The sequence below is a fragment of the Agarivorans sp. QJM3NY_29 genome, from assembly GCF_050870835.2.
Classification (GTDB): Bacteria; Pseudomonadota; Gammaproteobacteria; order Enterobacterales; family Celerinatantimonadaceae; genus Agarivorans.
Window position 1 is genome coordinate 1,869,816 of the sequence record NZ_CP194036.2, and the last position, 26,460, is coordinate 1,896,275.

Sequence of the window (26,460 nt, forward strand, 5' to 3'; positions counted from 1 at the left end):
TCGATGACAGAACAAGATAAAAGTGAATCAACAGACGAGCACGACTCTGAACTAAAACAAGACGCTAGCCAATCATCTATGGATGATGACGAGATTGCGGCTTTATTGGCTGAGACTCAAGGTTCACCAGTTGAAGTTGCCGACCAAGAATCACAGGCGATGATTGATGATGTTCTGGCAGATACTTCCGTCGGCCCTGAGCCTGACGATATCGTCTGGCCTTTGCCCAATTTTTCAGACGCAGAGCACCGCCAGCATGGGCAATCGAGTAACGCATATGGTGTTAAGCCGTCTTGGGTTGATCAGCCAGAACCAGAAGTAGAGCCTGAAATTCAGTTCGAGCCGATGACCATCGAAGAGTTAGAAGCGCTTCGCCAATCGGCTTACGATGAAGGTTTTGCTGAAGGCAAATTGGCGGGCCATGAGGCCGGTTTACTTAGTGGCCATGAAGAAGGGCTTGCAAAGGGGCTTGAGGCCGGACAACAACAAGGTTTAAGCCAAGGCTTAACTGAAGGCCAACAACAGATCGATGAATTAAGTGCCCATTGGGCTGGTTTGGTGGGGCAGTTACATCAGCCAAAGGCGCAAATAGATGCGGAGGTTGAGCAACAAATAGTTGATCTTGCGATGAAGTTAGCGGCAGAAATCGTTCAAGTGGAATTGCAGACAAACCCTGAGATTATTGTTAAAACAGTGAAACAAGCAGTGGCCGCTTTACCGTTACAACAGCAGAGTATTCAAATCCACCTTCACCCTCTAGATTTAGCTATTGTTGAGCAGGTCTTTCCTCCCGAAACCCAACAGAAGAAAGGTTGGCAGCTATTGACTGATGGTAGCCTTACTCAAGGTGATTGCCTGATTGAAAATGACTTATCTTCGGTGACTGTAGAGATGAGTGAAGTGATTCAGCAGAGCTTACGCTCATTTATTCGTCAAAATGGTCAAGATGATGACTCTGATCCAACGGCTTAAACGTTATCAAACAAGCCACGTGCGCAATAACCCTACAGTGGCGGGTAAGTTAACTCGTGTGGTGGGGCTGACTCTTGAAGCCATTGGCTGCCGTGCTCCGCTCGGATCTTTATGTGCAGTCGAGACCTTAGATGGATTTTTAGAAGCGGAGGTGGTTGGTTTTTCTGGCGATAAACTATTTCTTATGCCTAGTGAGCAGTTAACCGGTGTATTACCAGGGGCTCGGGTGATCCCTTTACATGAACACCATGGTATTCCGGTTGGTATGGAGCTATTAGGTCGGGTGATCGACGGGTTAGGTAAACCCCTCGACGGTTTAGGCGAAATTCATTGCAAGCAGGTGGATAATTTAAGTTCAGTCCGTTTAAATCCCATGGCTCGAAAGCCAATTAAGCAACCACTTGATGTCGGTGTGCGTTCAATAAACGCGGTGCTTACCGTGGGGCAGGGGCAACGAATGGGATTGTTTGCCGGATCGGGGGTCGGTAAAAGTGTCTTGATGGGCATGATGACTCGAGGCACCACGGCCGATGTTGTCGTGGTGGGTTTGATTGGTGAACGAGGTCGAGAAGTGAAAGAGTTTATCGATGAAATCTTGGGAGAGGAAGGGCGTCAACGCGCGGTTGTCATCGCCGCCCCTGCCGATGCTTCGCCGTTAATGCGATTGAAGGGCTGTGATACAACCTTAACTATTGCTGAGTATTTTCGAGATCAGGGTTTGAATGTTTTACTGTTAATGGATTCATTGACTCGTTATGCTCAAGCGCAGCGCGAAATTGCTTTGGCCATTGGCGAGCCGCCAGCGACCAAGGGCTATCCGCCTTCGGTATTTGCCAAGTTGCCACGTTTGGTGGAGCGGGCAGGTAATGGCGGGGAAGGCCAAGGGTCGATTACTGCATTTTTCACGGTACTCACCGAAGGGGACGACTTACAAGATCCTATTGCTGATGCCGCCCGTGCTATTTTAGATGGCCATATCGTTTTGTCGCGTGAACTCGCCGATGCTGGCCACTATCCTGCGGTCGATATAGAAAAATCGATTAGTCGCGTTATGCCAGCCGTGACTAGTGATAACCATCAATTATTGGCCCGCCAATTGAAATCCTTAAATTCTTCTTACCAACAAAATCAAGATCTTATCGCAATTGGTGCCTATCAGCGAGGCGCCGATAAACGAATTGATTTAGCCATTGCCATGAAGCCTCATTTGGACCAGTTCTTGCAACAAGAAATGAAAGAAGTTGTAGCTTATGACGAAAGTCTGACGCGGATGCAGCGTACCATGCAAATGGCTAACATCAACGCCCAAGGTCCGCTCAACTAGCTACCAATAGAACCGACTAGGAGAGTACCATGGCGAGGCGAGCGTTATATTTAATGGTTGAGCGTTTGCAGGAACAAGAGCAAGATGCGGCGACTGAAATGGCTCAAGCTCAACAACAACTCAATGAATTTGAGACTCAACTGGCGCACTTACAGCAATACCGTCGTTCTTATCTTGAGCAAGCTTTAGCGAAGGGAGTTGATGGTTTGCACGCCGATAGTTTCCATCAATATCAATTGTTTATTCAAAAGTTGGAACAGGCGAGTGTTCAACAAGGTAAGAGCATTGAACAAATTAAAAAAAATGTGATGTTGAAACGCAAGCAATGGTTGGATCTGCAGGCTAAAAGAAAGGCGATGGAGTTGCTGATTGATAAACAGCTGAAATTGAAACAACAGCAGCAAATGCGCGAAGAGCAAAAGTTGCTTGATGAATATGCTTTATATGCCCATTTACGTGGTCAAGCATAATTGGCGTATTTTTTGCCTAATACTTATATGTGCTATCGCTTTGCCGCTTTGCTCGATGGAGACTCTGTGTTTCTTTGCTCGCATGGTAAATAAAGATAATTTTTAAGGGTAAGCAACAATATGGAATTATTGTTAACAGATACCGCCGGGGCTAATCAATTCTCGGCCTTAAGCAGCGCTTCGCTAAGCCCTTCTGCTGGAGCTGGCGATTTTGCAAAAATGGTTAGTGAGTTGGATAACTTACCTAAGGCTGAAAATGCCCTTGGTTCTTTAGTTAAAGAGCAGTTTGTTAAACCGCAAACCGAGCAGAATGCCTCTCAGTCATCGCTTGAGTCGCAAAGCCCTTCAGATTTACTGAAACAGTTGACTGACGCAAAACAAGTTGTAGTTGATTTAAATCAGACTGGTGCTGTGGAAGGAGAGGCTGAATCTGAAGAGCCGCAGTCGACAGCTAAACTTACGGATTTAACCACTTTATCTGAGAAAGAGGATACCGATGTGAAGGCAAGCGGCAGGGATCTGCCGCTCGATATCGAAACTGATGACGTAGACCTTTCTCTTGAAGATTCGAACAGCGCCGCTGAAGCTCATGCAAAGGCTGGCTTTGACAGTGAAGAATTGTTGAACCTCGACGAAAAAGTAACTGAGGATAAAACAGCAGCGGACTCTGATGAGACCGATCCCGACAGCGATCTCATCGCGATGCTAACTAAGGATAGCTCGTTGGCAGAAGTGACTGCTTCGAGCAAGTCGCAATCATCGGATCAAGCTGACAGTGAAAGTGTTGAAACTGCAAACACGAAACTCAGTAATGGAACTCCAACTCAGCTGGAAAAACAAAATGTCACTGAGGGCTCTAGTGTTCCCAAACAAGCCGTCAGCACGGTCGTTGATGATGCTGCGGCTAAGGATGTAACTACTCAGGCCAGCGATCGTCCTCAGCAAAAAGTAGCGAGTGATTTGAGTAAGGCTGAAGCATCAAGCGGTGGCACACCGCCAGAGAACAAAACTGATGATAAACAATCAGTTAATGCCCAATCAACGCCACTCAGTGGGCATGGTAAGCTCGAGCAAGTTGAGTTAGCAAAAAATCAGTCAACTCATGCGACTGGTAGGCTTGAACAAACCGATATAACTAAGGCGCAGAATAGTAAGCTTGAACAAGCCGAGTTAGCCAAGTCTCAATCAGCTCAATCTGCCCAAGCCAACAGCATTGCTGATAAGTCGGCAGGTTCGGATACGGTGAAAGCCGATCCTGGTCAGCAAGCTGCGACTGTGACTTCAAAAGTCGAGTCGAATTTGAATGCTGTCGCAACAAGCGGCGAACGCCGCTCTGTGAATCAAACCTCAACGTCTAGCGGTGATACAGTGGTTGCGGCGCAGCAGAGTGGGACGACTAACGACACTAAATTAAACGCCAATCTTAGCCAAGCGAAAGAAATCACGCCTGAGCAACAGCAGCCAACACCACATCGGGTTGTCGATGCAAAAGTTCAGAGCTTTAGTCAAGTTGCAGAATCAGCGAATAAAACTCAAAGTGGGACTGCTGAATCAGGTGCCCAAGCTGATAAGTTCGCAAGTTCAGCGTTTGCAGATGGGCGTGCCACGAGCGAAGGTAAGCATAGTGATGATCATCAACAACAAGGGCAGGCTCAACAGCATACGGCAGCTCAAGTTGGCTTAACTGAATCGGCTAGAGCACAGCAGACGAATCATCACTTTAATGGTGTCTCTGGAGCAGAGTCCATTAATCGAACTGAGCAAAATGGCGAGATAAGCCTGAAGCAAGCTCAACAAGCGAATCAACTCAATGACAAAAATGGGCTGATGAATCAACGTTTAAATCCGAGTCAATATCAAGCGCCTGCAGAATTAAATCAACGCGTGCAATATATGCTAAGCCAAGGCATGCATAAAGCTGAAATCCGTTTAGATCCTGCTGAGCTGGGTAGTATGCATGTGCGCTTGCAAATGAATCATGAGCAACAAGTATCGGTACATATTCAGGTGCAAAACCCGCAAGCACGAGAAGCCTTAGAGCAAACCATGCCTCGGTTGCGTGAAATGCTTCAACAACAAGGCATAGAGCTTGGTCAAAGTTCGGTCAATCAGCAGCATCAAGGGAGTTCTTCTAATCAAGGCCAAGGTCAATCTTTAGCGGGTGGTGGGACAGAGAGTCTGCGTCGCGGTATTGAGGGCGGTGTTGAACAAGAGCTAGACAGTTCGCAGATAAATCAATCAAGTCGTGACGGAATCGACTTCTACGCATAGTTTATTTGCTGCTAAGGCTGTTGTCGTCCATCCTAACTATGTAATAATCAAATCAGTTTTAGTTATTAATTCATGGAAGCATAAATGGCTGAAGAAACAGAACTAAAAGTAGAGGAAGAGGGCTCAGGGAGTAAGAAGAAGCTAATCATCATTGTTGCCATTGTTGCCGTATTGGTGATCGGAGGTGTGGTTGGCTTTCTGTTAATGAGCGGCGGTGGGGATGAAGCACCAGCTGCAGCCACGCCTTCAGAAGAAGCCACGTCGAGCGTTACCCATAGTGCCTTATATGTTGGTATGCCTCGGCCATTTGTATTTAATATTGTCGGCGATAGTCGGGACCGTTTGGTACAGATCAAGGTGCAGTTATTAGTGAGAGGCACGGTCAACGAAGAGTTAGCGAAGCTACATATCCCATTGATTGAAGGCACCTTGTTGAATGTTTTTAGTTCCGCGTCGGTTGACGATTTGTCGACGCAACAAGGGAAAGATGCTTTGCGAGAGAATTCGCTCGTTGAAACACAAAAAGCATTAAAAGAAATTACTGGTAAAGTAGTGGTTGAGAAAATTCTCTTCACCGGTTTTGTGATGCAATAAAGGAATACCGTGAGCGATTTATTAAGCCAAGACGAAATTGATGCGCTGTTACATGGTGTCGATGACATAGAAGAGGACATTATTGAGCCAGAAATGTCTGGCAGTGTGGTTGAGTTTGACTTCTCTTCCCAAGATAGGATTGTGCGTGGTCGGATGCCAACGCTTGAGTTGGTGAATGAACGCTTTGCTCGACATATGCGGATTAGTTTATTTAACATGATGCGCCGTACCGCTGAGGTGTCGATTAACGGCGTACAAATGATTAAGTTTGGTGAATACGTTCATACCTTGTTTGTTCCTACGAGTTTGAATATGGTTCGTTTCCGTCCATTGAAGGGGACGGCCTTGATCACCATGGAAGCTCGCTTGGTGTTTATTTTAGTGGAAAACTTTTTTGGCGGTGATGGCCGTTATCATGCCAAAATTGAAGGTCGAGAATTTACACCCACCGAGCGCCGCATCATCCAGATGCTGCTGAAGTTAATCTTTGAAGATTATGTTGAAGCTTGGGCGCCAGTTATGGATGTGGGCTTTGATTATCTGGATTCTGAAGTGAATCCAGCGATGGCCAATATTGTTAGCCCTACCGAAGTGATCGTTGTAAGTTCATTTCATATTGAGTTAGATGGCGGTGGCGGAGATTTTCATATTGCCATGCCATACTCGATGTTGGAACCGATTCGTGAACTACTTGACGCGGGTGTGCAAAGTGACAAACAAGATACCGACCAACGCTGGAGTTCGGCGCTTAGAGACGAAATAATGGATGTTCCGGTTGGTTTACACACCAAGTTATTAGAGACCGATGTCACTTTACGACAGTTGATGCATTTAAAAGTGGGGGATGTTATTCCGGTCGTGATGCCCGAAACCGCAATGTTATTTGTAGAAGACTTACCAAGTTACCGAGTCAAAATTGGCCAAAGCAACGAGAAAATGGCACTGAAAATTGAAACTCAATTAAAACGTCCGGACACTGTGAAGAGTGATTTGGAATTGGTCGTCAGTAGCAGCCGTCGACTTACTAGCGATGATTGAGATAAATGAGGAAAAACAATGAGTGATCAAGATGATATGGCTGATGAGTGGGCAGCAGCAATGGCCGAAGCAGAGCCAGCTCCGTTAGAAGAGTTTGTCGATGAATCTAAGCCTATCTCAGAGGAAGAACAACGTAAACTCGATTCAATCATGGATATTCCGGTCACGATTTCCATGGAAGTTGGTCGTAGTAATATTAGTATTCGTAATTTGTTACAACTTAACCAAGGCTCGGTGGTTGAGCTGGATAGGGTGGCAGGCGAACCCCTCGATGTATTAGTGAATGGTACTTTAATCGCACATGGCGAAGTGGTGGTGGTAAATGATAAGTTTGGTATCCGTCTCACCGATGTGATTAGCCAAACCGAACGGATTAAAAAGCTCAAGTGATGCAATTGCGCAAATTAGCTTATTTATTGGCTTGTAGCATGGTATTACCTGTATATGCAGAGCAGACGACGGCAAGTACCTCTAACAGTCAGGTGGAATTGGTCTCTTGGCTGATGTCTTTTGCTTTGGTCTTGGTGACTATTTTTGTTTGTGCTTGGGTTTTAAAGAAAACCCGTTTGAGTCAATTTGCTGGCGGTCAAGCGAAGGTTGTCGCAAATTTGGCTCTGGGAACACGAGAGCGAGTAATGGTCGTGGAGATTGGCCAGCAACAATATCTGTTAGGGGTAACTGCACAATCAATTAACCTGTTGGATAAATTAGAACAACCTCTAGAGGTCAAGAATAATTCTGCCAACGGAAACTTCGCAAAACAGCTGCAAGGAATGTTATTTAAAAATGAAAAGTAAGTGGCTGTTATGGCTTTTGGGTATTGGTTTAGTTTTTAGCTTACCCAGTTACGCCCAGAATGGGATCCTGCCAGCGATTACTATGACGACCAGTCCCGATGGCGGGCAAGAGTATTCAGTCACACTACAAGTTTTAGCCTTAATGACTGCATTGTCATTTTTGCCAGCTTTGGTGATTATGATGACCTCTTTCACCCGTATCGTCGTGGTGATGTCTATCTTACGTCAAGCCATGGGGTTGCAGCAAAGCCCGTCGAACCAAGTCATCATTGGCATTGCGCTATTTTTGACTTTTTTCATTATGTCACCCGTGATTGATAAGGTGAATGAGAACGCGGTACAGCCCTATCTCAATGAGCAGCTAAGTTCAACCGAAGCTTTTGAGCAGGCCAAGCAGCCGCTGAAAGAGTTTATGTTGGCGCAAACGCGTTTGACTGATTTAGATACTTTTATCCGGATCTCAAAAATTGAAGTCGGCTCTCCTGAAGAAGTTCCGATGACGGTGCTTATACCAGCCTTTATTACTTCAGAACTGAAAACCGCTTTTCAAATTGGCTTTATGTTATTTATTCCTTTTTTGGTGATTGATTTGGTTGTCGCTAGTATTTTGATGGCGATGGGAATGATGATGTTATCGCCGATGATTGTATCCTTGCCTTTTAAGTTAATGTTGTTTGTATTAGTGGACGGTTGGAGCTTAGTGATGGGCACTCTCGCCAATAGCTTTGGTGTGTGATAGATAAGCAAGGAGTAAGGTAATGCAACCAGAAGTCTTTGTTGATGTATTCCGGATGGCACTTGGGCAGGTGGTTATTTTGGTTTCAGCGGCGATTATCCCTAGCTTATTAGTTGGTTTAGTGGTCTCTATTTTTCAAGCGGCAACCTCCATTAATGAACAAACCTTAAGTTTTCTGCCTCGCTTACTGGTTACTTTGGCATCGCTGATGTTTGCGGGTCATTGGTTTACAGAAAAGCTCATGGAATTATTTTTTACCATGGTTGATATGATCCCGCAGGTTGTTGGCTGATGGAATTTTCTGCCGAGTTGATCATGGCTTGGATTGGACAATATTTATGGGCCTTTACGCGTATTGCGGCGATGTTGATGGTGCTAGCCAGTTTTGGCGGAAAGACGGTTCCAACTCGAGTTCGGATATTGTTGGCTTTAGCGATTACTTTTGCTTTGGTTCCGGTATTACCCGATGTGCAAGGTATAGAGTTATTCTCGTTACAATCCTTTATTGTGGTATTGCAGCAAATATTAATTGGGGTCGCGATAGGTTTTATTTCTCAATTACTGATGCAAACTTTTGTCGTGGGCGGACAAATTATTGCGATGCAAACCAGTTTGGGTTTTGCTTCTATGGTTGACCCCAATAATGGTCAGAGCACTCCGGTAGTGGGACAGTTTTATCTATTGCTGGCAACGTTATTGTTTTTGGCGATTGACGGTCATTTACAGTTAATTAGCTTAATTGCGATGAGTTTCGAAACGCTGCCGATCGGTATGCATGGTTTAAGTAGTATCGATTATCAGCAACTGGCCGGCTGGTATTCGCAACTATTTCTTGCAGCTTTAGCCTTGTCGATTTCTTCAGTGGTGGCAATGTTGTTGATCAACTTCTCTTTTGGCATCATGACTCGGGCTGCGCCGCAGTTGAATATTTTTAGTATTGGCTTTGCGGTAAGCATGCTATTTGGTTTATTTATTTTATGGTTAACCATTGGTGGCTTCCTGGCTCATTTTCAACGACAGTGGGAGGTAGGCCGAAGCATGGCATGTACCATGCTTCGTATTGGTTGTTGACCAATAAGGCTAAGATACGATGGCTGATGATGATCAAGAACGTACCGAAGAACCCACGGCGAAAAAGCTTGATGAAGCTCGTAACAAGGGGCAAATTGCTCGCTCTAAGGAGTTGGGTACTGCGGCAGTTTTGATTACGGCTGCAATCGCAATTATGGCTTTTGGTGGCATGCTAGCCGAGTCAATGGTGAAAGTCTTTGAAGTTGCTTTTACTCTGAGTCGTGAGCAAGTATTCGATGTTCACCTATTGTTTAAAAATATTGGCTCGATTGCTTGGCTATTGTTTAAGCCGATGTTGTGGATCATGGGGTTTATTGCTTTGGCAGCCCTACTCGGAAATACCTTATTAGGTGGTATATCGTTTAGCTGGGAAGCTGCGATGCCCAAGGCGAATAAGTTATCTCCCTTGCAAGGGTTTAAAAGAATGGTTGGCGTACAAGCTTTGGTAGAGTTTGTTAAAAGTGTTGCCAAAGTGATAGTGATAGCTGGTGTTGTTTGGATTGTATTACGCTGGAAATTTGCCGATATCTTGTCTTTAAGCCTACAGTCAATTCCGGGCTCTATTGTCAATGCTTTAGATATGTTGCAATGGATGTTGTTAGCGCTGGTTTGTAGTTTAATTATTATTGTTATCATTGATGTCCCTTACCAGATATGGAATCACAATAACCAGCTCAAAATGTCTAAGCAGGAAGTGAAAGACGAGCACAAAAATATGGAAGGAAGCCCTGAAGTTAAGGGGCGGATCCGTCGTTTGCAAATGGAAATGGCTGCTCGTCGTATGATGGCAGATGTGCCGCAAGCGGATGTGGTTGTCACCAATCCGACTCATTTTTCGGTGGCGCTTCAGTATGACAGCAAGGCGGGTGGTGCGCCGAAAGTGGTGGCTAAGGGTGTGGATGAGGTGGCGATGAAAATCAGAGAGATCGCTCGTCATTACGAAGTCCCTATTTTAGAAGCGCCAGCCTTAACACGTTCTCTGTACCATACCACGAAGCTCGGTCAGGATATTCCTGATGGGCTATATGTCGCAGTGGCTCAAGTATTAGCCTTTGTGTTCCAGTTGGAGCAGTACCGTAAAGGTCGAGGACAACGACCTAAACCTGTGGCTGATGATTTACCTATCCCCGACGAATTACGATACTAAGCTCAATTCTATGATTTCTCTAGGTGTACCTTTGTTGTTGGCTTAGTTATTGCTTTTCTAAATTATCTCTTGCTCTACAGTCAGTATTTCGTCATTTATGGAAATCATTAATCGTCTCACTAGCTTGAAGCTTCAAGACTTCAAAAAGATAGATGCCAGTCTCATCAAAGGTTTTGGTACGCCAATGGTGGTATTGGCTACCCTTGGCATGGTGGTTCTGCCAATGGCGGCATGGCTACTGGATATCTTGTTTGCATTTAATATTTCCTTAGCCTTGGTGGTGCTTTTGGTTGCAGTCTATACCAAGCGACCCTTGGATTTTGCGGTATTTCCTACGGTGCTGCTGGTTGCCACTTTATTGCGTTTAGCCCTAAACGTTGCATCTACTCGAGTGGTCCTTTTGGAAGGACACAATGGCGGAAATGCTGCGGGTAATGTGATTGAAGCCTTTGGTTCGGTAGTGATTGGTGGAAACTATGCTGTCGGCTTAGTGGTCTTTCTTATCTTGATGATCATTAACTTTGTTGTGGTGACCAAAGGTGCGGGTCGGATTGCCGAGGTGAGCGCGCGTTTTACTTTGGATGCGATGCCGGGTAAGCAAATGGCGATTGATGCGGATCTTAATGCTGGCATTATCGACCAAGAGCAGGCACGTGTTCGTCGTAGTGAAGTGACTGGCGAAGCCGATTTTTATGGATCGATGGATGGCGCGAGTAAATTTGTAAAGGGCGATGCGATTGCTGGGATCCTGATTCTTTTTATTAATATTTTAGGTGGTTTCATTATTGGTGTGGCCCAACACGATCTGAGTTTTTCGCAAGCGGCAGAAGTTTACACTCTGTTAACCATCGGTGATGGTTTAGTCGCGCAAATTCCATCGTTACTACTATCTATCGCTGCTGCTCTGATCGTGACCCGTCAAAATACCGAAGCCGATATGGGCGAGCAAGTTAGCTTGCAGCTGTTTAAAGATCCACGGGTTATGATTATCTGTGGTTCTATTTTATTGGTGATGGGGATTGTTCCGGGAATGCCGCATTTGGCATTCTTAAGTTGCGCTGCGGTGTGTTTGGTGACCGCGTGGTTACGGCATAAAGCCGATGTTAAAAAAGCTGCAGATACAGCCTTACAGCCAGCCAGCACTCATCCTCGTAATAGTAATGAGCCTAAAGAGTTGGGGTGGGATGATGTACAACCAGTTGATGTGATTGGTCTGGAAGTTGGTTATCGATTAATCCCGCTAGTTGATAAGACTCAAGGCGGAGAATTGCTTGCTCGGATTAAAGGTGTACGTAAAAAGTTATCTCAAGATTTCGGTTTTTTGGTGCCAGCGGTACATATTCGTGACAATCTGGATTTAGGCCCTAATCAATATCGAATTACCTTGATGGGGGTTACTTATGGTGAATCTGAAGTATTCCATGATCGAGAAATGGCGATCAATCCGGGCCAAGTATTTGGTAAAATTGAAGGCCAGCCAACCACCGATCCTGCATTTGGTTTAGAGGCGGCTTGGGTTGCAACCGAGCAGCGTGAACACGCCCAAACCCTTGGCTATACGGTTGTTGATTCGGCGACAGTGGTTGCCACCCACCTTAGTCAATTGTTAACCAATAATGCAGCTAATTTATTGGGACATGAAGAAGTACAAAATTTGTTAGACATGTTAGGAAATAGTTTACCTAAGCTTGTTGAAGGTTTAATCCCAGATACCCTGAACTTATCTACTGTTGTTAAAGTGCTGCAAAATTTACTGAGTGAAGGGGTGCCAATTAGGGATGTACGGAGTATCGTTCAGACCTTGGTGGAATACGGACCGAAGAGCCAGGATGCCGATATTCTGACCGCAGCTTGTCGTATTTCTTTAAAACGTTTAATCGTTCAAGAGCTAATTGGTAGTGAAGCAGAGTTACCGGTCATTACTTTGTCACCAGACTTGGAGCAAATATTGCATCAATCTATGCAGGCAGGTGGTAACGATGGTGCAGGAATGGAACCAGGTTTGGCCGAAAAACTGCAAGTATCTTTAACTGAAGCATGCCAAAATCAAGAATTAGCAGGCCAACCAGCGATATTATTGACATCCGGTATATTGCGTTCGAGTATGTCGAGGTTCGTTAAAACAGCAATGCCTGCATTACGTGTACTGTCGTATCAAGAAGTGCCGGAAGATAAACAAATACGTATTGTGAGTTCAGTTGGGCAATAGGTCCAATGGGTAAGCAAAAGGAAGGTGACCAGTGAAAATGAAACGCTTTTTTGCAAAAGACATGCGGACCGCGTTAGCCGAGGTGAAAGAGACTCTTGGTAGTGATGCCGTGATCATGTCCAACAAAAAGGTGACCGGAGGCATAGAGATTGTTGCTGCGGTGGAGCCTTCCAAGACTAATGCTAAGGGAGAAAACTCATCACGAGAGTTAGCCGATGATAGCGTCAATTTATCGTCCGTCAAACCTAAGCACAGTTCTAAAACGTCAACAAACCAACAGCTTGGTCATGATTTTGACGAAAATGCGAGCCTCAAAGATAATTTGACTAATTTTATGCAGCGCCATCAAAAGCGTCAGCAAGAAAATTTGCAACAATCCAGCTTAAATAAATCGCAACGGCCTCGAACCGTTCAGGCTCCTCGCTCCTTGGCTCAGCAGCAAGGGTGGATACAGCAAGGTTCAGCAGCCAAACCTGCGGCAAGCCGTATTGCAACGCCAAGCGCAGAGGCGAATCACAGTGAAGTGGGTGAATTAAAGAAAGAAATGGCAGCGATGCGAAAGTTGTTGGAACATCAAGTGTCGGGATTAATGTGGCAGGAAGTTGAGCGGCAAGAGCCTGTTCGAGCGATGTTAATCAAACAGTTACAGTTGGTTGGTTTTGATGAGGATATGGCCGATCAGGTGGCTGGTTATATCCCCGAAGAGCTAGGCGTACAAGAAGGCTGGCAGCATTTACGGGAATTACTGGCAAATCAGCTCCCTGTCGGCCAAGATGAAATATTGTTAAAAGGTGGAGCGGTTGCCTTATTGGGCCCGACGGGGGTCGGTAAAACAACCACTATCGCCAAATTAGCTGCGCAGTTTGCTATGCGCCATGGTCCTGATAGCGTGGCGATGATTACCACAGATACTTATCGTATTGGTGCTCATGAGCAACTGGCAACTTATGGTAAAATTATGGGCTGTGCAGTTCGAGTGGCGAATGATGAAGCTGAGTTGTCCCAGCTTTTATACCAGTTTAAAGATAAAAAGTTAGTCTTAATCGATACCGCTGGTATGAGCCAAAGAGATATCCGTCTACATGAACAATTAGACAAGTTAGTCAAAAATAGCCAAGTTAATATCCGTAATTATTTGGTGATGTCAGCCAATGCTCAGCGACGGGTAATTGAAGAAACTGTAAATCAATTTAAGCGAATTCCTTTGGCTGGTACCATACTTACTAAATTAGATGAAAGTTTAGCGTTAGGTGAAGTGTTAAATGTAACCTTGCGTCATGCTATACCAATCAGTTACGTTACTCATGGTCAGCAAGTACCAGAAGATATTGCAGTGGCGGTGCCTAGCGAATTAGTTGAGCAAGCTTTGTCGGTGATAGATAAGCATTCTCAGCAACACTTTTGGTTTAGTGAAACCGAACAACAGAAGGTTTCGGATGTATTCTAAACATAATGATTTTGATCAAGCTAGCGGCTTACGAATGATGCAACAAAAAAATAATGTGAAAGTAATCGCAGTGACTGGTGGAAAGGGTGGGGTTGGTAAAACCAACGTGACGCTTAACATGGGAATTGCAATGGCGGGTCAAGGCAAGCGAGTCATGGTCCTTGATGCGGACTTAGGTTTGGCGAATGTTGATGTGCTACTTGGGCTGCGCGTGACTAAAAATCTGTCGCATGTGCTATCGGGAGAGTGCACTCTTGACGAAGTATTAGTTGAGGGACCAAATGGGATTCTGATTGCGCCAGCAACTTCAGGAACTCAATCCATGGTTGAATTAAGCCCTGCGGAACATGCAGGTTTAATTCGCGCTTTTAGTAGTATGAAAACACCGATAGATGTTTTGCTGGTTGATACCGCAGCGGGCATCTCTGATATGGTGTTGAGTTTTGCAAAAGCGTCGCAAGATATTTTAGTCGTCGTGTGTGACGAACCAACATCAATTACCGATGCTTATGCCCTGATTAAACTACTCTCTAATAATCATGGGGTGTATAAATTTAAAGTTGTTGCCAATATGGTTCGTAGTTTAAGAGAAGGTCAGGAGTTATTTACCAAGCTGACTCGGGTGACGGAACGGTTTTTAGATGCCACTCTCGAGTTAGTGTCTTGTATTCCCTATGATAACAATGTCCGATTGGCCGTTCGCAAACAACGTGTTGTGGTTGAAGCCTATCCTAAGTCACCAGCGTCTTTGGCATTTCGCTCTTTAGCCAGCAAAGCGGCTACTTGGCCGATACCTGAGCAAGCGGGAGGACATTTAGAATTTTTCATCGAGAATCTTCTCGAATTTGGACAACGCAAGAATAGAGAGCAGCTTAGTGAATAAAGTTGCCGCCTACGCCAATACCAGCGTTAACGACACTAATGCGTTAGTGGAGCGTCACGCCATTTTGGTTAAACGGATTGCCCATCACTTAATGGCTAGGCTACCGGCTAGTGTTATTGTGGATGATTTAATCCAATCTGGAATGATCGGGCTGATAGAAGCCGCTCGTAATTTTGATGGCTCTAAAGGTGCTAGCTTTGAAACCTATGCAGGGATCCGAATTCGCGGCGCGATGCTTGATGAAATACGCCGTGGCGATTGGGTTCCGCGTTCTGTACATAAAAATAGTCGAGCGATTAGTGACGCTATAGCTGCTGTTGAAAGAGAAAAAAATGGTGACGCTAAAGACGCTGAAGTTGCTGAAAAACTCGGGGTTTCTCTTCGCGAATACCATACGATGCTAGCGGATGTTAATTGCGGGCGAATCTTAGGCATTGAGGACCTTGGGGTAAACGAGGATGTCATTTCTAACGAAGAAAGTCGCGAGCAAAATCGTCCTTTCGAAGGTTTTGCAAATCAACGATTTCAACAATCTTTGGCGGAGTGCATCAAAGGGCTACCTGAACGAGAAGCCTTAGTATTATCGCTTTATTACGATGAAGAGCTTAATCTTAAAGAAATTGGTGAAGTATTAAGCGTTAGTGAGTCGAGAGTGAGTCAAATTCATAGTCAAGCGCTTGCCAGAGTGAAAACTCGAATGCGAGATTGGACACAATAGAGAAATTCATCCTTACAAAACTTATAAAAGATGGACTAAAATTGTGTTTATTAAGGCATAATAATGTATTACATAAATTTGTGACCCGTTTGTGGGCTAGTAAAACATCCAGCTGGGGGACGTACCTTGGATAAAAATATGAAAATTCTGGTTGTTGATGATTTTTCAACAATGAGAAGGATTATTAAGAACTTGTTGAGAGATTTAGGTTTCAACAATACACATGAGGCCGATGACGGTAACACCGCGCTACCAATGCTTAAGGGTGGCGATTTTGAGTTTGTAGTGACTGATTGGAATATGCCTGGTATGGAAGGTATCGATTTGTTGAAAAACATTCGTGCCGATGAGAGTTTAGCTCACCTGCCTGTATTGATGGTCACCGCGGAAGCGAAACGTGAACAAATTATTGAAGCCGCACAAGCCGGAGTAAATGGTTATATTGTAAAACCTTTTACAGCAGCTACTTTAAAAGAGAAGCTCGATAAGATTTTCGAAAGATTACAATAAAAGGAAGACGCGTGAGCACCGATACTCCGATTATTTCATTAGCGGATGCGCAACAACTGGTGATGCTACTTGAAATGGGAAAGGTCGCCGAGGCGAACCAACTAGTCAGTGAGCTATGTGCTCCAAAAGCTAACTTGCTGTTTGATAAAGTTGGCCAGCTCACTCGTCAACTTCACGATTCATTAAATGATTTCAAATTGGATATTCGGATCAATGAACTCGCGAACCAAGAAATCCCCGATGCCAAAGAACGTTTAAACTATGTCATCGAAATGACCGATCAAGCTGCTAATAAAACGATGGATGCAGTCGAGTCGGGTTTGCCGATTGCTGATAAATTAACCAATGATATCAATGATATTATGCCTGTATGGCAAAATTTGATGGATCGGAAAATTGAGTTAGGCCAATTTAAAGCGCTGTGTCACCAAATCGATATTTTTCTGACTAGTTCTTCATCTGATGCCGATAAACTACGTAACATGCTTACTGAAATTTTAATGGCACAGGATTTTCAGGATCTTACCGGGCAAATGATTCGAAAGGTGATCACTTTAGTTCAGGAGGTTGAAGAGAATTTAGTTGAGATGCTCACCTTGTTTGGCACTGACATGGTGGATGTCGCTCCTGGTCAAGATGATAAAAAATCGGGTGTTGAAGCAGAAGGCCCTATAATTAATAAAGAACAAAGGGATGACGTTGTTAACGATCAAGACGATGTTGATGACTTGTTGTCTAGTTTAGGATTTTAAGGGAGTAGCGCATGTCGTTTGATGTAGATGAAGACATCTTACAAGACTTTCTGGTAGAAGCGGCAGAGATCCTAGAGCAGCTTTCTGAACAGCTTGTTGATCTAGAAAAACGTCCTGATGATAGTAACTTATTGAATGCTATATTTAGGGGTTTTCATACCGTTAAAGGTGGTGCTGGTTTCTTATCATTAACTGAACTCGTTGACGTTTGTCATGGTGCGGAAAATGTGTTTGACACATTACGTAACGGTGGCCGCGGGGTGTCATCAGAGTTAATGGATGTCATACTTGAAGCACTTGATTCCGTGAATGATATGTTTGCTAAGGTGCAAGCAAGAGAACCTTTAACACCAGCTTTGCCAGAGCTTATTGAGCGATTGCATCAATTATCTCGGCCTGCTTCAGAAGATCAGGTGGTGGTTGAGCCGGAATCTGAGCCCGAGCCCGAGCAAATTCCAGAGAGTAAATCAGCTACTGGCACTGGTATTGATGATATTTCTGATGACGAATTTGAAAGCTTACTCGATGAGTTGCATGGCTCTGGTGCTCCAAAAGCGGCTTCTCAAGCGAGTCCGGTAAGTGCTGCAGCCCCTAGCGAAACTGCGAGTGGTGGCGATATTTCTGATGATGAGTTTGAAAAGCTACTCGACGAGCTACATGGCTCTAAAGCACCAAGTGCTAAACCTGCCGCTGTTACGCCAGTGGAAACGGCGACGAACAGTGACGAAATTGGCGATGATGAATTCGAAAAGTTATTAGATCAGCTGCATGGTGCCGGTAAAGCGCCTGAGGTTAAGGCGGCAGCCAAGCCCGAAGTCACCCCGAAGGTCGAGCCGAAGAAAGTTGCACCAACAAAAGTTGCAGCTACTCCGAAAGCTGCTGCTCCAGCCAAGTCTGAGCCGGCAAAAGCAGCGCCCAAACAAGCCCCTCAGGGGGAAACGACGGTTCGCGTCGATACCCGTACTCTCGACGAAATCATGAATATGGTTGGGGAATTAGTTTTAGTCCGTAATCGTTTGGTTAGTCTTGGTTTAACCAGTAATGATGAGGATATGGCTAAGGCGACCTCTAACCTTGACGTTGTGACCGCTGATTTACAGGGTGCAGTGATGAAAACTCGAATGCAGCCTATTAAGAAGGTGTTCGGTCGTTTTCCTCGAGTCGTTCGTGATTTAGCTCGTAGTTTGAAGAAAGATATTAACTTGGAATTGGTCGGTGAAGATACCGATTTAGACAAAAACCTAGTGGAAGCGTTAGCCGATCCACTGGTGCATTTAGTGCGAAACTCGGTTGATCACGGCATTGAAATGCCAGACCAACGTGAAGCGGCAGGAAAACCGCGTACTGGTGTCATTCGTTTGTCAGCCTCGCAAGAGGGTGATCATATCTTGCTGATGATCGAAGATGACGGCGCGGGGATGAATGCAGATAAGCTTAAATCTATCGCTATAGAGCGCGGTGTTTTAGATGCCGATGCGGCGGCAAGAATGCCAGACAAAGATGCTTATAGTTTGATTTTTGCACCAGGTTTTTCGACAAAAACTGAGATTTCTGATATTTCGGGGCGTGGTGTTGGCATGGATGTGGTCAAAACCAGTATCACCCAGCTGAACGGTTCTGTGGATATTGATTCTAAGCTTGGAGGCGGTACTACTTTACAAATCAAAGTACCATTAACGTTAGCTATTCTACCCACTTTGATGGTTGATGTAGGTAAACAGACTTTTGCTTTACCACTCACCAGTGTAAATGAAATCTTTCATCTGGATTTAACCAAAACCAATGTTGTTGACGGTCAGGAAACCGTTATTGTCCGTAATAAAGCTATACCTCTATTTTATTTGCAAGATTGGTTGATCCGTAATAGTCAATCTGGACAGAGAAGTTCTCAAGGACATGTGGTTATCGTACAGATAGGCCAACAACAGGTGGGATTTGTCGTTGACAACCTCATTGGGCAGGAAGAAGTTGTGATAAAAGCGCTTGACCAGTTATTGCAAGGTACCCCTGGAATGGCCGGGGCGACGATTACCAGTGATGGTCGTATCGCACTCATACTCGATATTCCTAGTTTACTAAAACGCTACGCTCGTAAGTTATAACGCCGAGCACAGCCCTTAAAAAGAATTGAGTATGGCAATAAAAGTATTAGTTGTTGATGATTCTAGTTTTTTCAGACGTCGAGTCAGCGAGATTATTAACGCTGACCCAAGCCTTGAGGTGATAGGTGCAGCTAAGAATGGCCGCGAGGCCATTGAAATGGTTGCAAGTTTAAAACCTGACGTGATTACCATGGATATTGAAATGCCAGTTATGGATGGCATTACGGCTGTAAAAGAAATTATGGCCAAACATCCCACGCCAGTGCTGATGTTTTCATCGTTAACCCACGATGGTGCTAAAGCGACCTTAGATGCTCTAGATGCTGGTGCACTTGATTTTATCCCCAAAAAATTTGAAGACATTGCTCGTGATCGTGAAGAAGCCGTCAGCTTGTTACAACAACGAGTAAAGGCCATTGCCAGACGCCGAGTGATAGCGCGTCGAGCGCCATCGAGTCTGACTCCCCGAGCCGACAAACCTTTGACGCCAAGCGCCCGGACGCCACTAAGGCCGACGACCGCGGCAAGCAGCCAACCTTCGGTAGAGCGCAAGGTTCGTACGTCTGGTGTGTTTAAACCTTCAGGAAAACGCTATAAATTAGTCGCGATAGGGACCTCTACCGGTGGTCCGGTGGCTTTGCAAACAATTTTAACGCAGTTGCCGGCTGGGTTTCCTAAGCCCATTTTATTAGTTCAGCATATGCCAGCTACATTTACAGCTGCATTTGCTCAACGCTTAAATACACTGTCACGGGTTAATGTGAAGCAGGCCGAGGATGGAGATGAATTGCGACCGGGTTGTGCTTATCTCGCACCCGGTGGCAAACAGATGTTAGTTGAGCCTCGCGGTCAGTATGGTCGCTTACGAATTATTGATGGCAATGACAAAGTCAACTATAAACCTTGTGTCGATATTACTTTTGCTTCTTTGGCGAAAAGTCATCAGGGCGACGTTTTAGCCATGATTTTGACTGGTATGGGGGCTGATGGGCGAGATGGTTGCCGTTTATTGAAAGATAAAGGCTCAACGATCTGGGCTCAGGATGAAGCCAGTTGTGTTGTTTATGGTATGCCACAGGCCGTCGCAAGTGCTGGACTCGCCTCCAATCAAATGCCTCTCGATCGTTTTTCTGAAGCGATAGTTATGGAAATTGGTAATGGATAAACTTAGCATCTTTGGCGTTATTTTAGCGTTCTCAGCTGTTGGGTTTGGTCATGTTTTTGCTGGTGGGTCGTTAGACGATTTAGTCAATGTACATGCATTAACAATTGTATTGGGGGGGACTATCGGCGCGGTGATGTTACAAACGCCGAGCAAACAATTTGTGCAAGCTCTGAAAGTGATACCGAAGGTTTGGTTTCAGTCGCAAGATAATGTACAGAACCAAATTCAATTGATATTGAATTGGTCTCATATTGTTCGTAAAGATGGTTATTTGGGCCTAGAACAACAGCAAAAACATGCAGATTCGTTTACTTTACGCGGTTTACAAATGCTGATAGACGGTGCCGAAGCTCAACAATTACAACAATCCTTAGAAGATGTCATCGACTTAGAACAAAGTCGTTTGGAACGTCAGGCGGGGGTGTTTGAAGCCATGGGGGGGTACTGCCCTACGGTGGGTATTATCGGTGCAGTACTTGGTTTGATTCAGGCTATGGATTTTTTAAGCAGTCCTGAGTTACTTGGAAAGGGAATTGCGGTTGCATTTGTTGCGACCATTTATGGTGTTGGTTTCGCCAATTTTATTTTCTTGCCTTTTGCCAATAAACTTCGCTCGCAAGCGGGGGATCGCGCTATTTATCAGGAAATGACTTTAGCTGGATTGGTTTCAATCGCTGAAGGTGCCAGTAGTATTGAAGTAAAGCGTCGCTTACATAGCTTCGTTGTGGATATCGACTAGTATGCGTCATCGCTATGCTGCAGCTGCTAAGCGAAATGCAAACACAGAGCGTTGGTTAGTCTCCTACGCTGATTATATGACATTGATGTTTGCGTTGTTTGTAGTACTTTACGCGATGGCGATTACCAATGAAAAAGATTACCCCGAATTGCAACAACGCTTACAACAGGCGATTGCCTTATTTGAAGTTTCTGATGGGCAAGCTGAACGGAATGAAACGGTCTCGTCAACGGAATTGCTGATGGAATATGGTCACTCGATTTTGGATGGTCAAGTTATCATGCCTAACGTGCCGCCAACGACTTCAAACTCAGTTGCTCAGTCTAATCTAACCGAACTCGCAAGCCAATTGGCTATTGAACTTAAAGATATTTTCAAAACTGACGACATAGTAATAAATAGTGATGAAGACTGGCTAACCATTGAGTTAGATAGTCGACTTTTTTTTGCTAGTGGTAGTGCTTACTTGCTTAAGCCTGCTGAACAGTTAGTTTTACGTTTGTCCGAAAAGCTTAAAATGGTCGATAATTATATACGAGTGCGTGGTTATACCGACGAGCATAGTATTGATAGTGAACTCTATCCAAGCAATTGGGAGTTGTCAGCCGCTCGGGCCACAAGAGTTGTTCGGGAATTGCAGTCAGATGGGATTCAACCGCAGCGAATGGCTATCGAAGCCTACGCTCAATATGCCCCGTTATCCGTGAACGGAAAACTGCAAAGCGATAAACAAAATCGAAGGGTGGTCATTGCACTCTCTAAATACATTTGGGACTCTTCAATTGCCCAATCGTCAGTTGTCGAACAAGCGCCAGCGGGAGATGAGCAGAAAGTTGTTAAGCCAGATAGTGAGACAATGTTAGCGGTGCCATTGGAAGGTGGTGGGGTGCGATTTACGACAAGGCAGGAAGAATAGGTGAAAGTTTGGACGGTTGCTAATCAAAAAGGCGGTGTCGGTAAAACTACAACGGTGATATCTCTGGCTGGTCTACTAGCGCAACAAGGAAAACGTGTCCTATTACTCGACACTGATCCCCATGCGTCGCTCACCAGTTATTTGGGATTTGATGTTGATAGTGTTCAGGGCACTCTTTATGAACTTTATCAAAACAGTCAACTCGACGATGCGATGGTGACTCATAGTATTCAAGCGACTTCGTTTGATAATTTAGATTTAATTCCCGCAAGTATGGCTTTAGCTACTTTGGATAAAGTGTTGGGGCAGCGTGAGGGAATGGGCTTGATTTTAAAGCGCATTTTGGCGCGTATTGAACATAAGTATGATTATGTGTTAGTTGATTGCCCACCAGTTCTGGGGGTGATGATGGTTAATGCTTTAGCTGCGAGTGAGCGAGTATTAGTGCCTGTTCAAACAGAGTTTTTAGCCATTAAAGGTTTGGAGCGCATGGTTAAAACCTTGAGTATTATGCAACGCTCTTGTCCTAACCGCTTACGCTATACGGTTGTTCCAACGATGTATGACAAGCGAACTCGTGCTTCATTAGCGGCCTTAAAGGAACTACAAGAAACTTATCCGAACAACATTTGGAATTCAGTGATACCCATCGACACCAAATTTAGAGATGCTAGCCTACGGCATGCGCCACCTTCCTATCATATAAAAAATTGCCGCGGGGTATTTGCTTATCAAACCTTACTCGCTCATCTTCTGCAGATGACCGATGAGCAGGGGCTATTATGAATAGCGATACCTTGATGGAGCAGGCTTTAGGGAGTTATTTTGATTCTTTATTGAAAGAACCTGAAAGTGTGCCTCTCAGCCCTGTTAGTGAAACCTTGAATCAGTCTTCGTTTGCCCCTGAACCTCAAGTGAAGCCGCTTGCGACTTTGTTCGCAGAAGCCGAGCAACGAGTTGCCGCTGTTGCGGAGGCTAAGCCGGTATTACTCCCTATTAAAGAGTTACCAGAACAGCCTGCACCAAAAGTTGAACCCGAGCATATAGCGCCTGCTGATGAGTCTTTGCCAGCAACGAGTATTCAAGTAGAAGAGCAGCTTGTTGAAGCGCCTTTACCGGAAGAATGGCACAATATCGAAACCGATAATGAGTTTCAGGTTCTATTTTTTGAAGTTGCAGGCGTTACTTTTGGAGTGCCCTTGACTGAGTTGGGCGGAATTCATCGTATTAGTGAAGTTAGCCCACTCTTTGGTAAGCCAGATTGGTTCGCTGGCATTATGATCGAGCGTGAACAAAAGTTAACGGTTGTCGATACCGCTAAGTGGGTGATGCCGAATCAGCCTTTTGAACCTGACTATAAATACCTGGTTATGCTTGGTGAAAGTAGTTGGGGTTTGAGCTGCGAGAAGCTATTTGGTACCGAGCGGTTGAATAAAGATGATGTAAAGTGGCGTGTTGATCCCGGTAAACGTCGTTGGTTAGCGGGAATGGTCAAACAAAGGATGTGTGCTTTATTGCATGTTGAAGAGCTACAACGAATGCTTTCTCAGGGGGTAAATATAGATGGATGTTAGAACTGTGAGGTAGAGCGAGCTCTGTTTAATTGAAAGACTAGGTAAATCCGCCGTTTAGTTTTATAACTTATGATATATACTTGAATAGATAAGAGTTGCGAGATCCAATTGGACTCATGAATAAAAAGGACATGCAGATGAGCGAGCAGCGTAACGTCGCAGAAAATATTGCCGAGGATGAAGTTCTACAATGGGTAACTTTTCAGTTGGAAAGTGAGACCTATGGTATTAACGTGATGCAGGTACAAGAAGTATTACGTTATACAGAAATAGCGCCGGTGCCAGGAGCGCCAAACTATGTTTTAGGCATTATCAACTTGCGTGGTAATGTGGTCACGGTGATCGATACGCGTTCCCGGTTTGGTTTGCCTTCATCAGATATTACCGAAAATTCACGGATCGTGATTATAGAAGCTGAATCACAAGTCATCGGGATTTTAGTGGATAGTGTTGCTGAGGTGGTTTACTTACGTTCTTCTGAAATAGATGCCGCACCAAACGTGGGTACTGAAGAGAGCGCGAAGTTCATTCAAGGTGTTAGTAATCGGGATGGACAGTTATTAATTTTGGTTGATCTCAATAAGCTGCTTTCTGATGAAGAGTGGGATGAAGTAAGCTCAATATAAATGGATTGGATTAATCTTGTTGCGTTATTGGTTATGTTGCTTGGCCTTGTGGGTGTTTACTGGTTAACACACAAGGCTAATCGACATATAGATTCCAGTGAAGCCAAAATGGCGAGTTTGGAACTGGTTGTTAAAAATTTGTTAAGTAAGCATCGAGCCGCTGAAAAAGAGCTGCAAGAGTTACACGTAGCCAATGCTTCTTTAGTTCAAGAATTAGAACGTCAGGCTGAGCAAGTCGAGCAAGCGTTTATTCGTAGCGCTCAAATTGAGTCACAAGATCCTGACAGCAAGTTGTACACCCGTGCCGTCAAATTGGTCGAGTTAGGCGCTGATTTAGAAGAGGTGATGCGCGAATGTGAATTACCTAAAGCCGAGGCTGAACTTCTATTAAGTCTACGGAATAAAATGAAAGGGCAAGCAAGCTAGCCTTGCCTTCTCTTCTCTTCTCTTCTCTTCTCTTCTCTCTGAACCACTGCACTTGCCAAGCCCCGTTTGCTGTTTGTTCCACAAAATCCTATTATCATGATTGAGTCAGAGTCGCTACAATGCGCGTTTAAAGTAGACTTAATGGTAGGTCTTCGGAACTGAATTTAGTGGTATTTGATTCAGCTAAATTAAATGTTCAGGGCAAGGTTGTTGTATTGTCCTGCGTTGTTGCTGCATGAATCTGCTATTTTATATGTTCTTATTGTAATCGGTAGGGGGGCTGCTGTAGTTGTTTTAGCTTGATTGGTTTTTCTTTGTATTTTGGACGGTTATCTCGATCTGCTTATCTTTTACATCTATTTTCTGAGTCAGTTGTCAGTTGTTCTTAATGGCAGCCTTATGCGCTCGAGCTCCTAGTCGGCGGCCATGATCTATACACGAACGGCCGACCATATTCGATTGCTTCTGTACTTTGCGGAATGGTGTTTATTTCATCGTTGCTGGTCCGACTGAATATCTATTTTGATTTGGCTTTACTTTGATGGAACATCTCCTTAACATATTCGTTATTTCAATTGCTTGCCTAGATTTACGATCTAGCTGTGATACCATCCCGACACTTATTATATCAAGACACATTTGAATGCTGGAAGCTATTGGACTTTGCTGTGTTAGAGAAGAGCGCGTTCTTTTTGACAATTTATCGTTTACCTTAAACGCTGGCGATATCCTGCAGGTAGCAGGTCCCAACGGTGCGGGGAAAACTAGTTTATTACGTTTGCTTGCGGGTTTGTCTCGTCCTGAGCAGGGAGAGATCCATTGGCAAGGGCAGAGCATTAATCAAATCTCTGATAGCTTTCATCAACACTGCCTGTATTTGGGGCATCATGTTGGGGTAAAGGCAGAGTTAAGTGCCGTAGAAAACCTACAGTTTTATTTGGGGTTGGCGGGTCAGTCCATGTCATTGGGGCAGCTATACGACTTGTTGGCTCGAGTCGGTTTAGCGGGTTTGGAAGATGAACCAACAGCACACTTGTCGGCTGGACAGCAGCGCCGAGTTGGCTTGGCTAGGTTATGGCTTGTGGAACGTCAATTATGGATCCTAGATGAGCCCTTTACCGCAATCGATAAGCAAGGTGTTACTTATTTAGAAGCCGTACTGAAGCGACATGCAGAGGCCGGCGGAATGATATTGCTCACGACGCATCAAACTTTAAATATCGATAGTGCCCATTATCGCGTGTTAAACATTGAGCCTGCTTATGAGGAAATTGTTTAATGCGGGTTTTTGTGAGTGTTGTTAAACGTGAGTTGTTAGCTGCATTTAGACAAAAGTCAGAAGTTGTCAATCCGCTATGGTTTATTTTGATTGTGATAACTTTGTTTCCTATTGCCGTTGGGCCAGAGCCGCAGTTATTGGCGAAAATTGCGCCTGGAATTTTATGGGTAGCGGCTTTACTCTCCTCATTATTGTCTTTAGAGCGCTTATTTCGAGATGATTATGCCGATGGCTCATTAGAACAGATGTTGTTGAGTGGCTCGTCTTTAGCGTTGATCGCTTTAGCAAAAACAGTGGCGCATTGGATGATTACAGGCTTACCAATTTTACTGCTATCACCGCTGCTTGCAGTTTTGTTATCCCTAGAATGGCAAAGTTTTAAGGCTACATTCTATACCTTATTATTAGGAACCCCTGTACTGAGTTTAATTGGTGCAGTGGGCGTAGCCTTAACAGTGGGCTTGCGTAAAGGTGGTGTATTGCTGAGCCTATTAGTTTTACCTTTGTATATTCCTATATTGATTTTTGCGACTTCTGCGATTGAAGCCGCATCATTAAACTTGCCCTATACGGGCCATTTAGCGATTATGGGTGCGATTAGCTTATTGGCGCTCACTTTGGCTCCCTTCGCTACCGCCGCGGCATTAAGAGTTAGCGTTAACTAAATATAATAATAAATTATTGTCAGAGAGTA

General features: G+C 44.6%; 28 protein-coding genes. All 28 read left to right on the forward strand.

Annotation, left to right across the window (positions count from 1 at the left end; genetic code table 11):
• Positions 1-3 precede the first annotated feature (3 nt).
• The 28 genes from ACRRS0_RS08580 (at position 4) to ccmB (ending at position 26,431) form a co-directional block, all read left to right on the forward strand.
• Positions 4-972 carry a flagellar assembly protein FliH gene (locus ACRRS0_RS08580; protein ID WP_432453622.1) on the forward strand — a complete coding sequence of 323 codons (969 nt, stop codon included), beginning with the start codon at positions 4-6 and terminating at the stop codon, positions 970-972.
• Positions 947-2,296 (forward strand): flagellar protein export ATPase FliI, encoded by a 1,350-nt coding sequence (gene fliI, locus ACRRS0_RS08585; RefSeq protein ID WP_432453621.1) that lies wholly within the window; start codon positions 947-949, stop codon positions 2,294-2,296. The genes ACRRS0_RS08580 and fliI overlap by 26 nt, the downstream gene beginning before the upstream one ends.
• Before the next feature lie 29 nt (positions 2,297-2,325).
• On the forward strand, positions 2,326-2,766 hold the full coding sequence (gene fliJ / locus ACRRS0_RS08590) for a flagellar export protein FliJ (RefSeq protein WP_432453620.1): 441 nt from the start codon (positions 2,326-2,328) through the stop codon (positions 2,764-2,766).
• Between the two features lie 120 nt (positions 2,767-2,886).
• A complete protein-coding gene (locus ACRRS0_RS08595; RefSeq protein WP_432453619.1) occupies positions 2,887-5,037 on the forward strand; it encodes a flagellar hook-length control protein FliK in 2,151 nt (716 codons plus the stop codon).
• A gap of 84 nt (positions 5,038-5,121) precedes the next feature.
• On the forward strand, positions 5,122-5,631 hold the full coding sequence (fliL, locus tag ACRRS0_RS08600) for a flagellar basal body-associated protein FliL (RefSeq protein WP_432453618.1): 510 nt from the start codon (positions 5,122-5,124) through the stop codon (positions 5,629-5,631).
• A gap of 9 nt (positions 5,632-5,640) precedes the next feature.
• Positions 5,641-6,669, forward strand: coding sequence for a flagellar motor switch protein FliM (fliM, locus tag ACRRS0_RS08605; RefSeq protein ID WP_432453617.1), 1,029 nt, complete (start codon positions 5,641-5,643; stop codon positions 6,667-6,669).
• An 18-nt stretch (positions 6,670-6,687) separates the two neighbouring features.
• Positions 6,688-7,059, forward strand: a complete 372-nt coding sequence (gene fliN / locus ACRRS0_RS08610; RefSeq protein WP_432453616.1) for a flagellar motor switch protein FliN — start codon at positions 6,688-6,690, stop codon at positions 7,057-7,059.
• Positions 7,059-7,466 (forward strand): flagellar biosynthetic protein FliO, encoded by a 408-nt coding sequence (fliO, locus tag ACRRS0_RS08615; protein WP_432453615.1) that lies wholly within the window; start codon positions 7,059-7,061, stop codon positions 7,464-7,466. The genes fliN and fliO overlap by 1 nt, the downstream gene beginning before the upstream one ends.
• Complete coding sequence (gene fliP / locus ACRRS0_RS08620; RefSeq protein WP_432453614.1) at positions 7,456-8,202, forward strand: flagellar type III secretion system pore protein FliP; 747 nt, start codon at positions 7,456-7,458, stop codon at positions 8,200-8,202. The genes fliO and fliP overlap by 11 nt, the downstream gene beginning before the upstream one ends.
• A gap of 22 nt (positions 8,203-8,224) precedes the next feature.
• On the forward strand, positions 8,225-8,494 hold the full coding sequence (gene fliQ / locus ACRRS0_RS08625) for a flagellar biosynthesis protein FliQ (protein WP_432453613.1): 270 nt from the start codon (positions 8,225-8,227) through the stop codon (positions 8,492-8,494).
• Positions 8,494-9,273, forward strand: a complete 780-nt coding sequence (gene fliR, locus ACRRS0_RS08630) for a flagellar biosynthetic protein FliR (protein ID WP_432453612.1) — start codon at positions 8,494-8,496, stop codon at positions 9,271-9,273. Before fliQ ends, fliR begins: the two co-directional genes overlap by 1 nt.
• A 19-nt stretch (positions 9,274-9,292) precedes the next feature.
• Entirely contained in the window at positions 9,293-10,420 is a 1,128-nt protein-coding gene (gene flhB, locus ACRRS0_RS08635; protein ID WP_432453611.1) for a flagellar biosynthesis protein FlhB, read from the forward strand.
• A gap of 97 nt (positions 10,421-10,517) precedes the next feature.
• Positions 10,518-12,629 (forward strand): flagellar biosynthesis protein FlhA, encoded by a 2,112-nt coding sequence (gene flhA, locus ACRRS0_RS08640; protein ID WP_432453610.1) that lies wholly within the window; start codon positions 10,518-10,520, stop codon positions 12,627-12,629.
• Between the two features lie 31 nt (positions 12,630-12,660).
• Positions 12,661-14,076, forward strand: a complete 1,416-nt coding sequence (flhF, locus tag ACRRS0_RS08645; protein WP_432459121.1) for a flagellar biosynthesis protein FlhF — start codon at positions 12,661-12,663, stop codon at positions 14,074-14,076.
• Positions 14,066-14,959 carry a MinD/ParA family protein gene (locus ACRRS0_RS08650; RefSeq protein ID WP_432453608.1) on the forward strand — a complete coding sequence of 298 codons (894 nt, stop codon included), beginning with the start codon at positions 14,066-14,068 and terminating at the stop codon, positions 14,957-14,959. The genes flhF and ACRRS0_RS08650 overlap by 11 nt, the downstream gene beginning before the upstream one ends.
• Entirely contained in the window at positions 14,952-15,677 is a 726-nt protein-coding gene (locus tag ACRRS0_RS08655; protein ID WP_432453607.1) for an RNA polymerase sigma factor FliA, read from the forward strand. Before ACRRS0_RS08650 ends, ACRRS0_RS08655 begins: the two co-directional genes overlap by 8 nt.
• 126 nt (positions 15,678-15,803) lie before the next feature.
• Complete coding sequence (gene cheY, locus ACRRS0_RS08660; RefSeq protein WP_055734955.1) at positions 15,804-16,187, forward strand: chemotaxis response regulator CheY; 384 nt, start codon at positions 15,804-15,806, stop codon at positions 16,185-16,187.
• An 11-nt stretch (positions 16,188-16,198) separates the two neighbouring features.
• Positions 16,199-16,939: a protein phosphatase CheZ gene (locus ACRRS0_RS08665; protein ID WP_432453606.1), complete on the forward strand. Its 741-nt coding sequence runs from the start codon at positions 16,199-16,201 to the stop codon at positions 16,937-16,939.
• Between the two features lie 11 nt (positions 16,940-16,950).
• Positions 16,951-19,041, forward strand: a complete 2,091-nt coding sequence (locus ACRRS0_RS08670) for a chemotaxis protein CheW (RefSeq protein WP_432453605.1) — start codon at positions 16,951-16,953, stop codon at positions 19,039-19,041.
• Positions 19,042-19,072: 31 nt separating this feature from the next.
• Positions 19,073-20,206, forward strand: a complete 1,134-nt coding sequence (locus ACRRS0_RS08675; protein ID WP_432453604.1) for a protein-glutamate methylesterase/protein-glutamine glutaminase — start codon at positions 19,073-19,075, stop codon at positions 20,204-20,206.
• Complete coding sequence (locus tag ACRRS0_RS08680) at positions 20,199-20,945, forward strand: flagellar motor protein (protein ID WP_432453603.1); 747 nt, start codon at positions 20,199-20,201, stop codon at positions 20,943-20,945. The genes ACRRS0_RS08675 and ACRRS0_RS08680 overlap by 8 nt, the downstream gene beginning before the upstream one ends.
• A gap of 1 nt (position 20,946) precedes the next feature.
• On the forward strand, positions 20,947-21,861 hold the full coding sequence (locus ACRRS0_RS08685; RefSeq protein ID WP_432453602.1) for a flagellar motor protein MotB: 915 nt from the start codon (positions 20,947-20,949) through the stop codon (positions 21,859-21,861).
• On the forward strand, positions 21,862-22,647 hold the full coding sequence (locus tag ACRRS0_RS08690) for a ParA family protein (protein WP_432453601.1): 786 nt from the start codon (positions 21,862-21,864) through the stop codon (positions 22,645-22,647).
• Positions 22,644-23,435, forward strand: coding sequence for a chemotaxis protein CheW (locus ACRRS0_RS08695; protein WP_432453600.1), 792 nt, complete (start codon positions 22,644-22,646; stop codon positions 23,433-23,435). The genes ACRRS0_RS08690 and ACRRS0_RS08695 overlap by 4 nt, the downstream gene beginning before the upstream one ends.
• Positions 23,436-23,572: 137 nt before the next feature.
• Positions 23,573-24,061 carry a chemotaxis protein CheW gene (locus tag ACRRS0_RS08700; protein ID WP_432453599.1) on the forward strand — a complete coding sequence of 163 codons (489 nt, stop codon included), beginning with the start codon at positions 23,573-23,575 and terminating at the stop codon, positions 24,059-24,061.
• Positions 24,062-24,487 (forward strand): DUF2802 domain-containing protein, encoded by a 426-nt coding sequence (locus tag ACRRS0_RS08705; RefSeq protein ID WP_432453598.1) that lies wholly within the window; start codon positions 24,062-24,064, stop codon positions 24,485-24,487. It begins immediately after the preceding gene.
• Positions 24,488-25,130: 643 nt separating this feature from the next.
• Entirely contained in the window at positions 25,131-25,766 is a 636-nt protein-coding gene (gene ccmA, locus ACRRS0_RS08710) for a cytochrome c biogenesis heme-transporting ATPase CcmA (protein ID WP_432453597.1), read from the forward strand.
• Positions 25,766-26,431, forward strand: a complete 666-nt coding sequence (gene ccmB, locus ACRRS0_RS08715) for a heme exporter protein CcmB (RefSeq protein WP_432453596.1) — start codon at positions 25,766-25,768, stop codon at positions 26,429-26,431. Before ccmA ends, ccmB begins: the two co-directional genes overlap by 1 nt.
• Positions 26,432-26,460 lie beyond the last annotated feature (29 nt).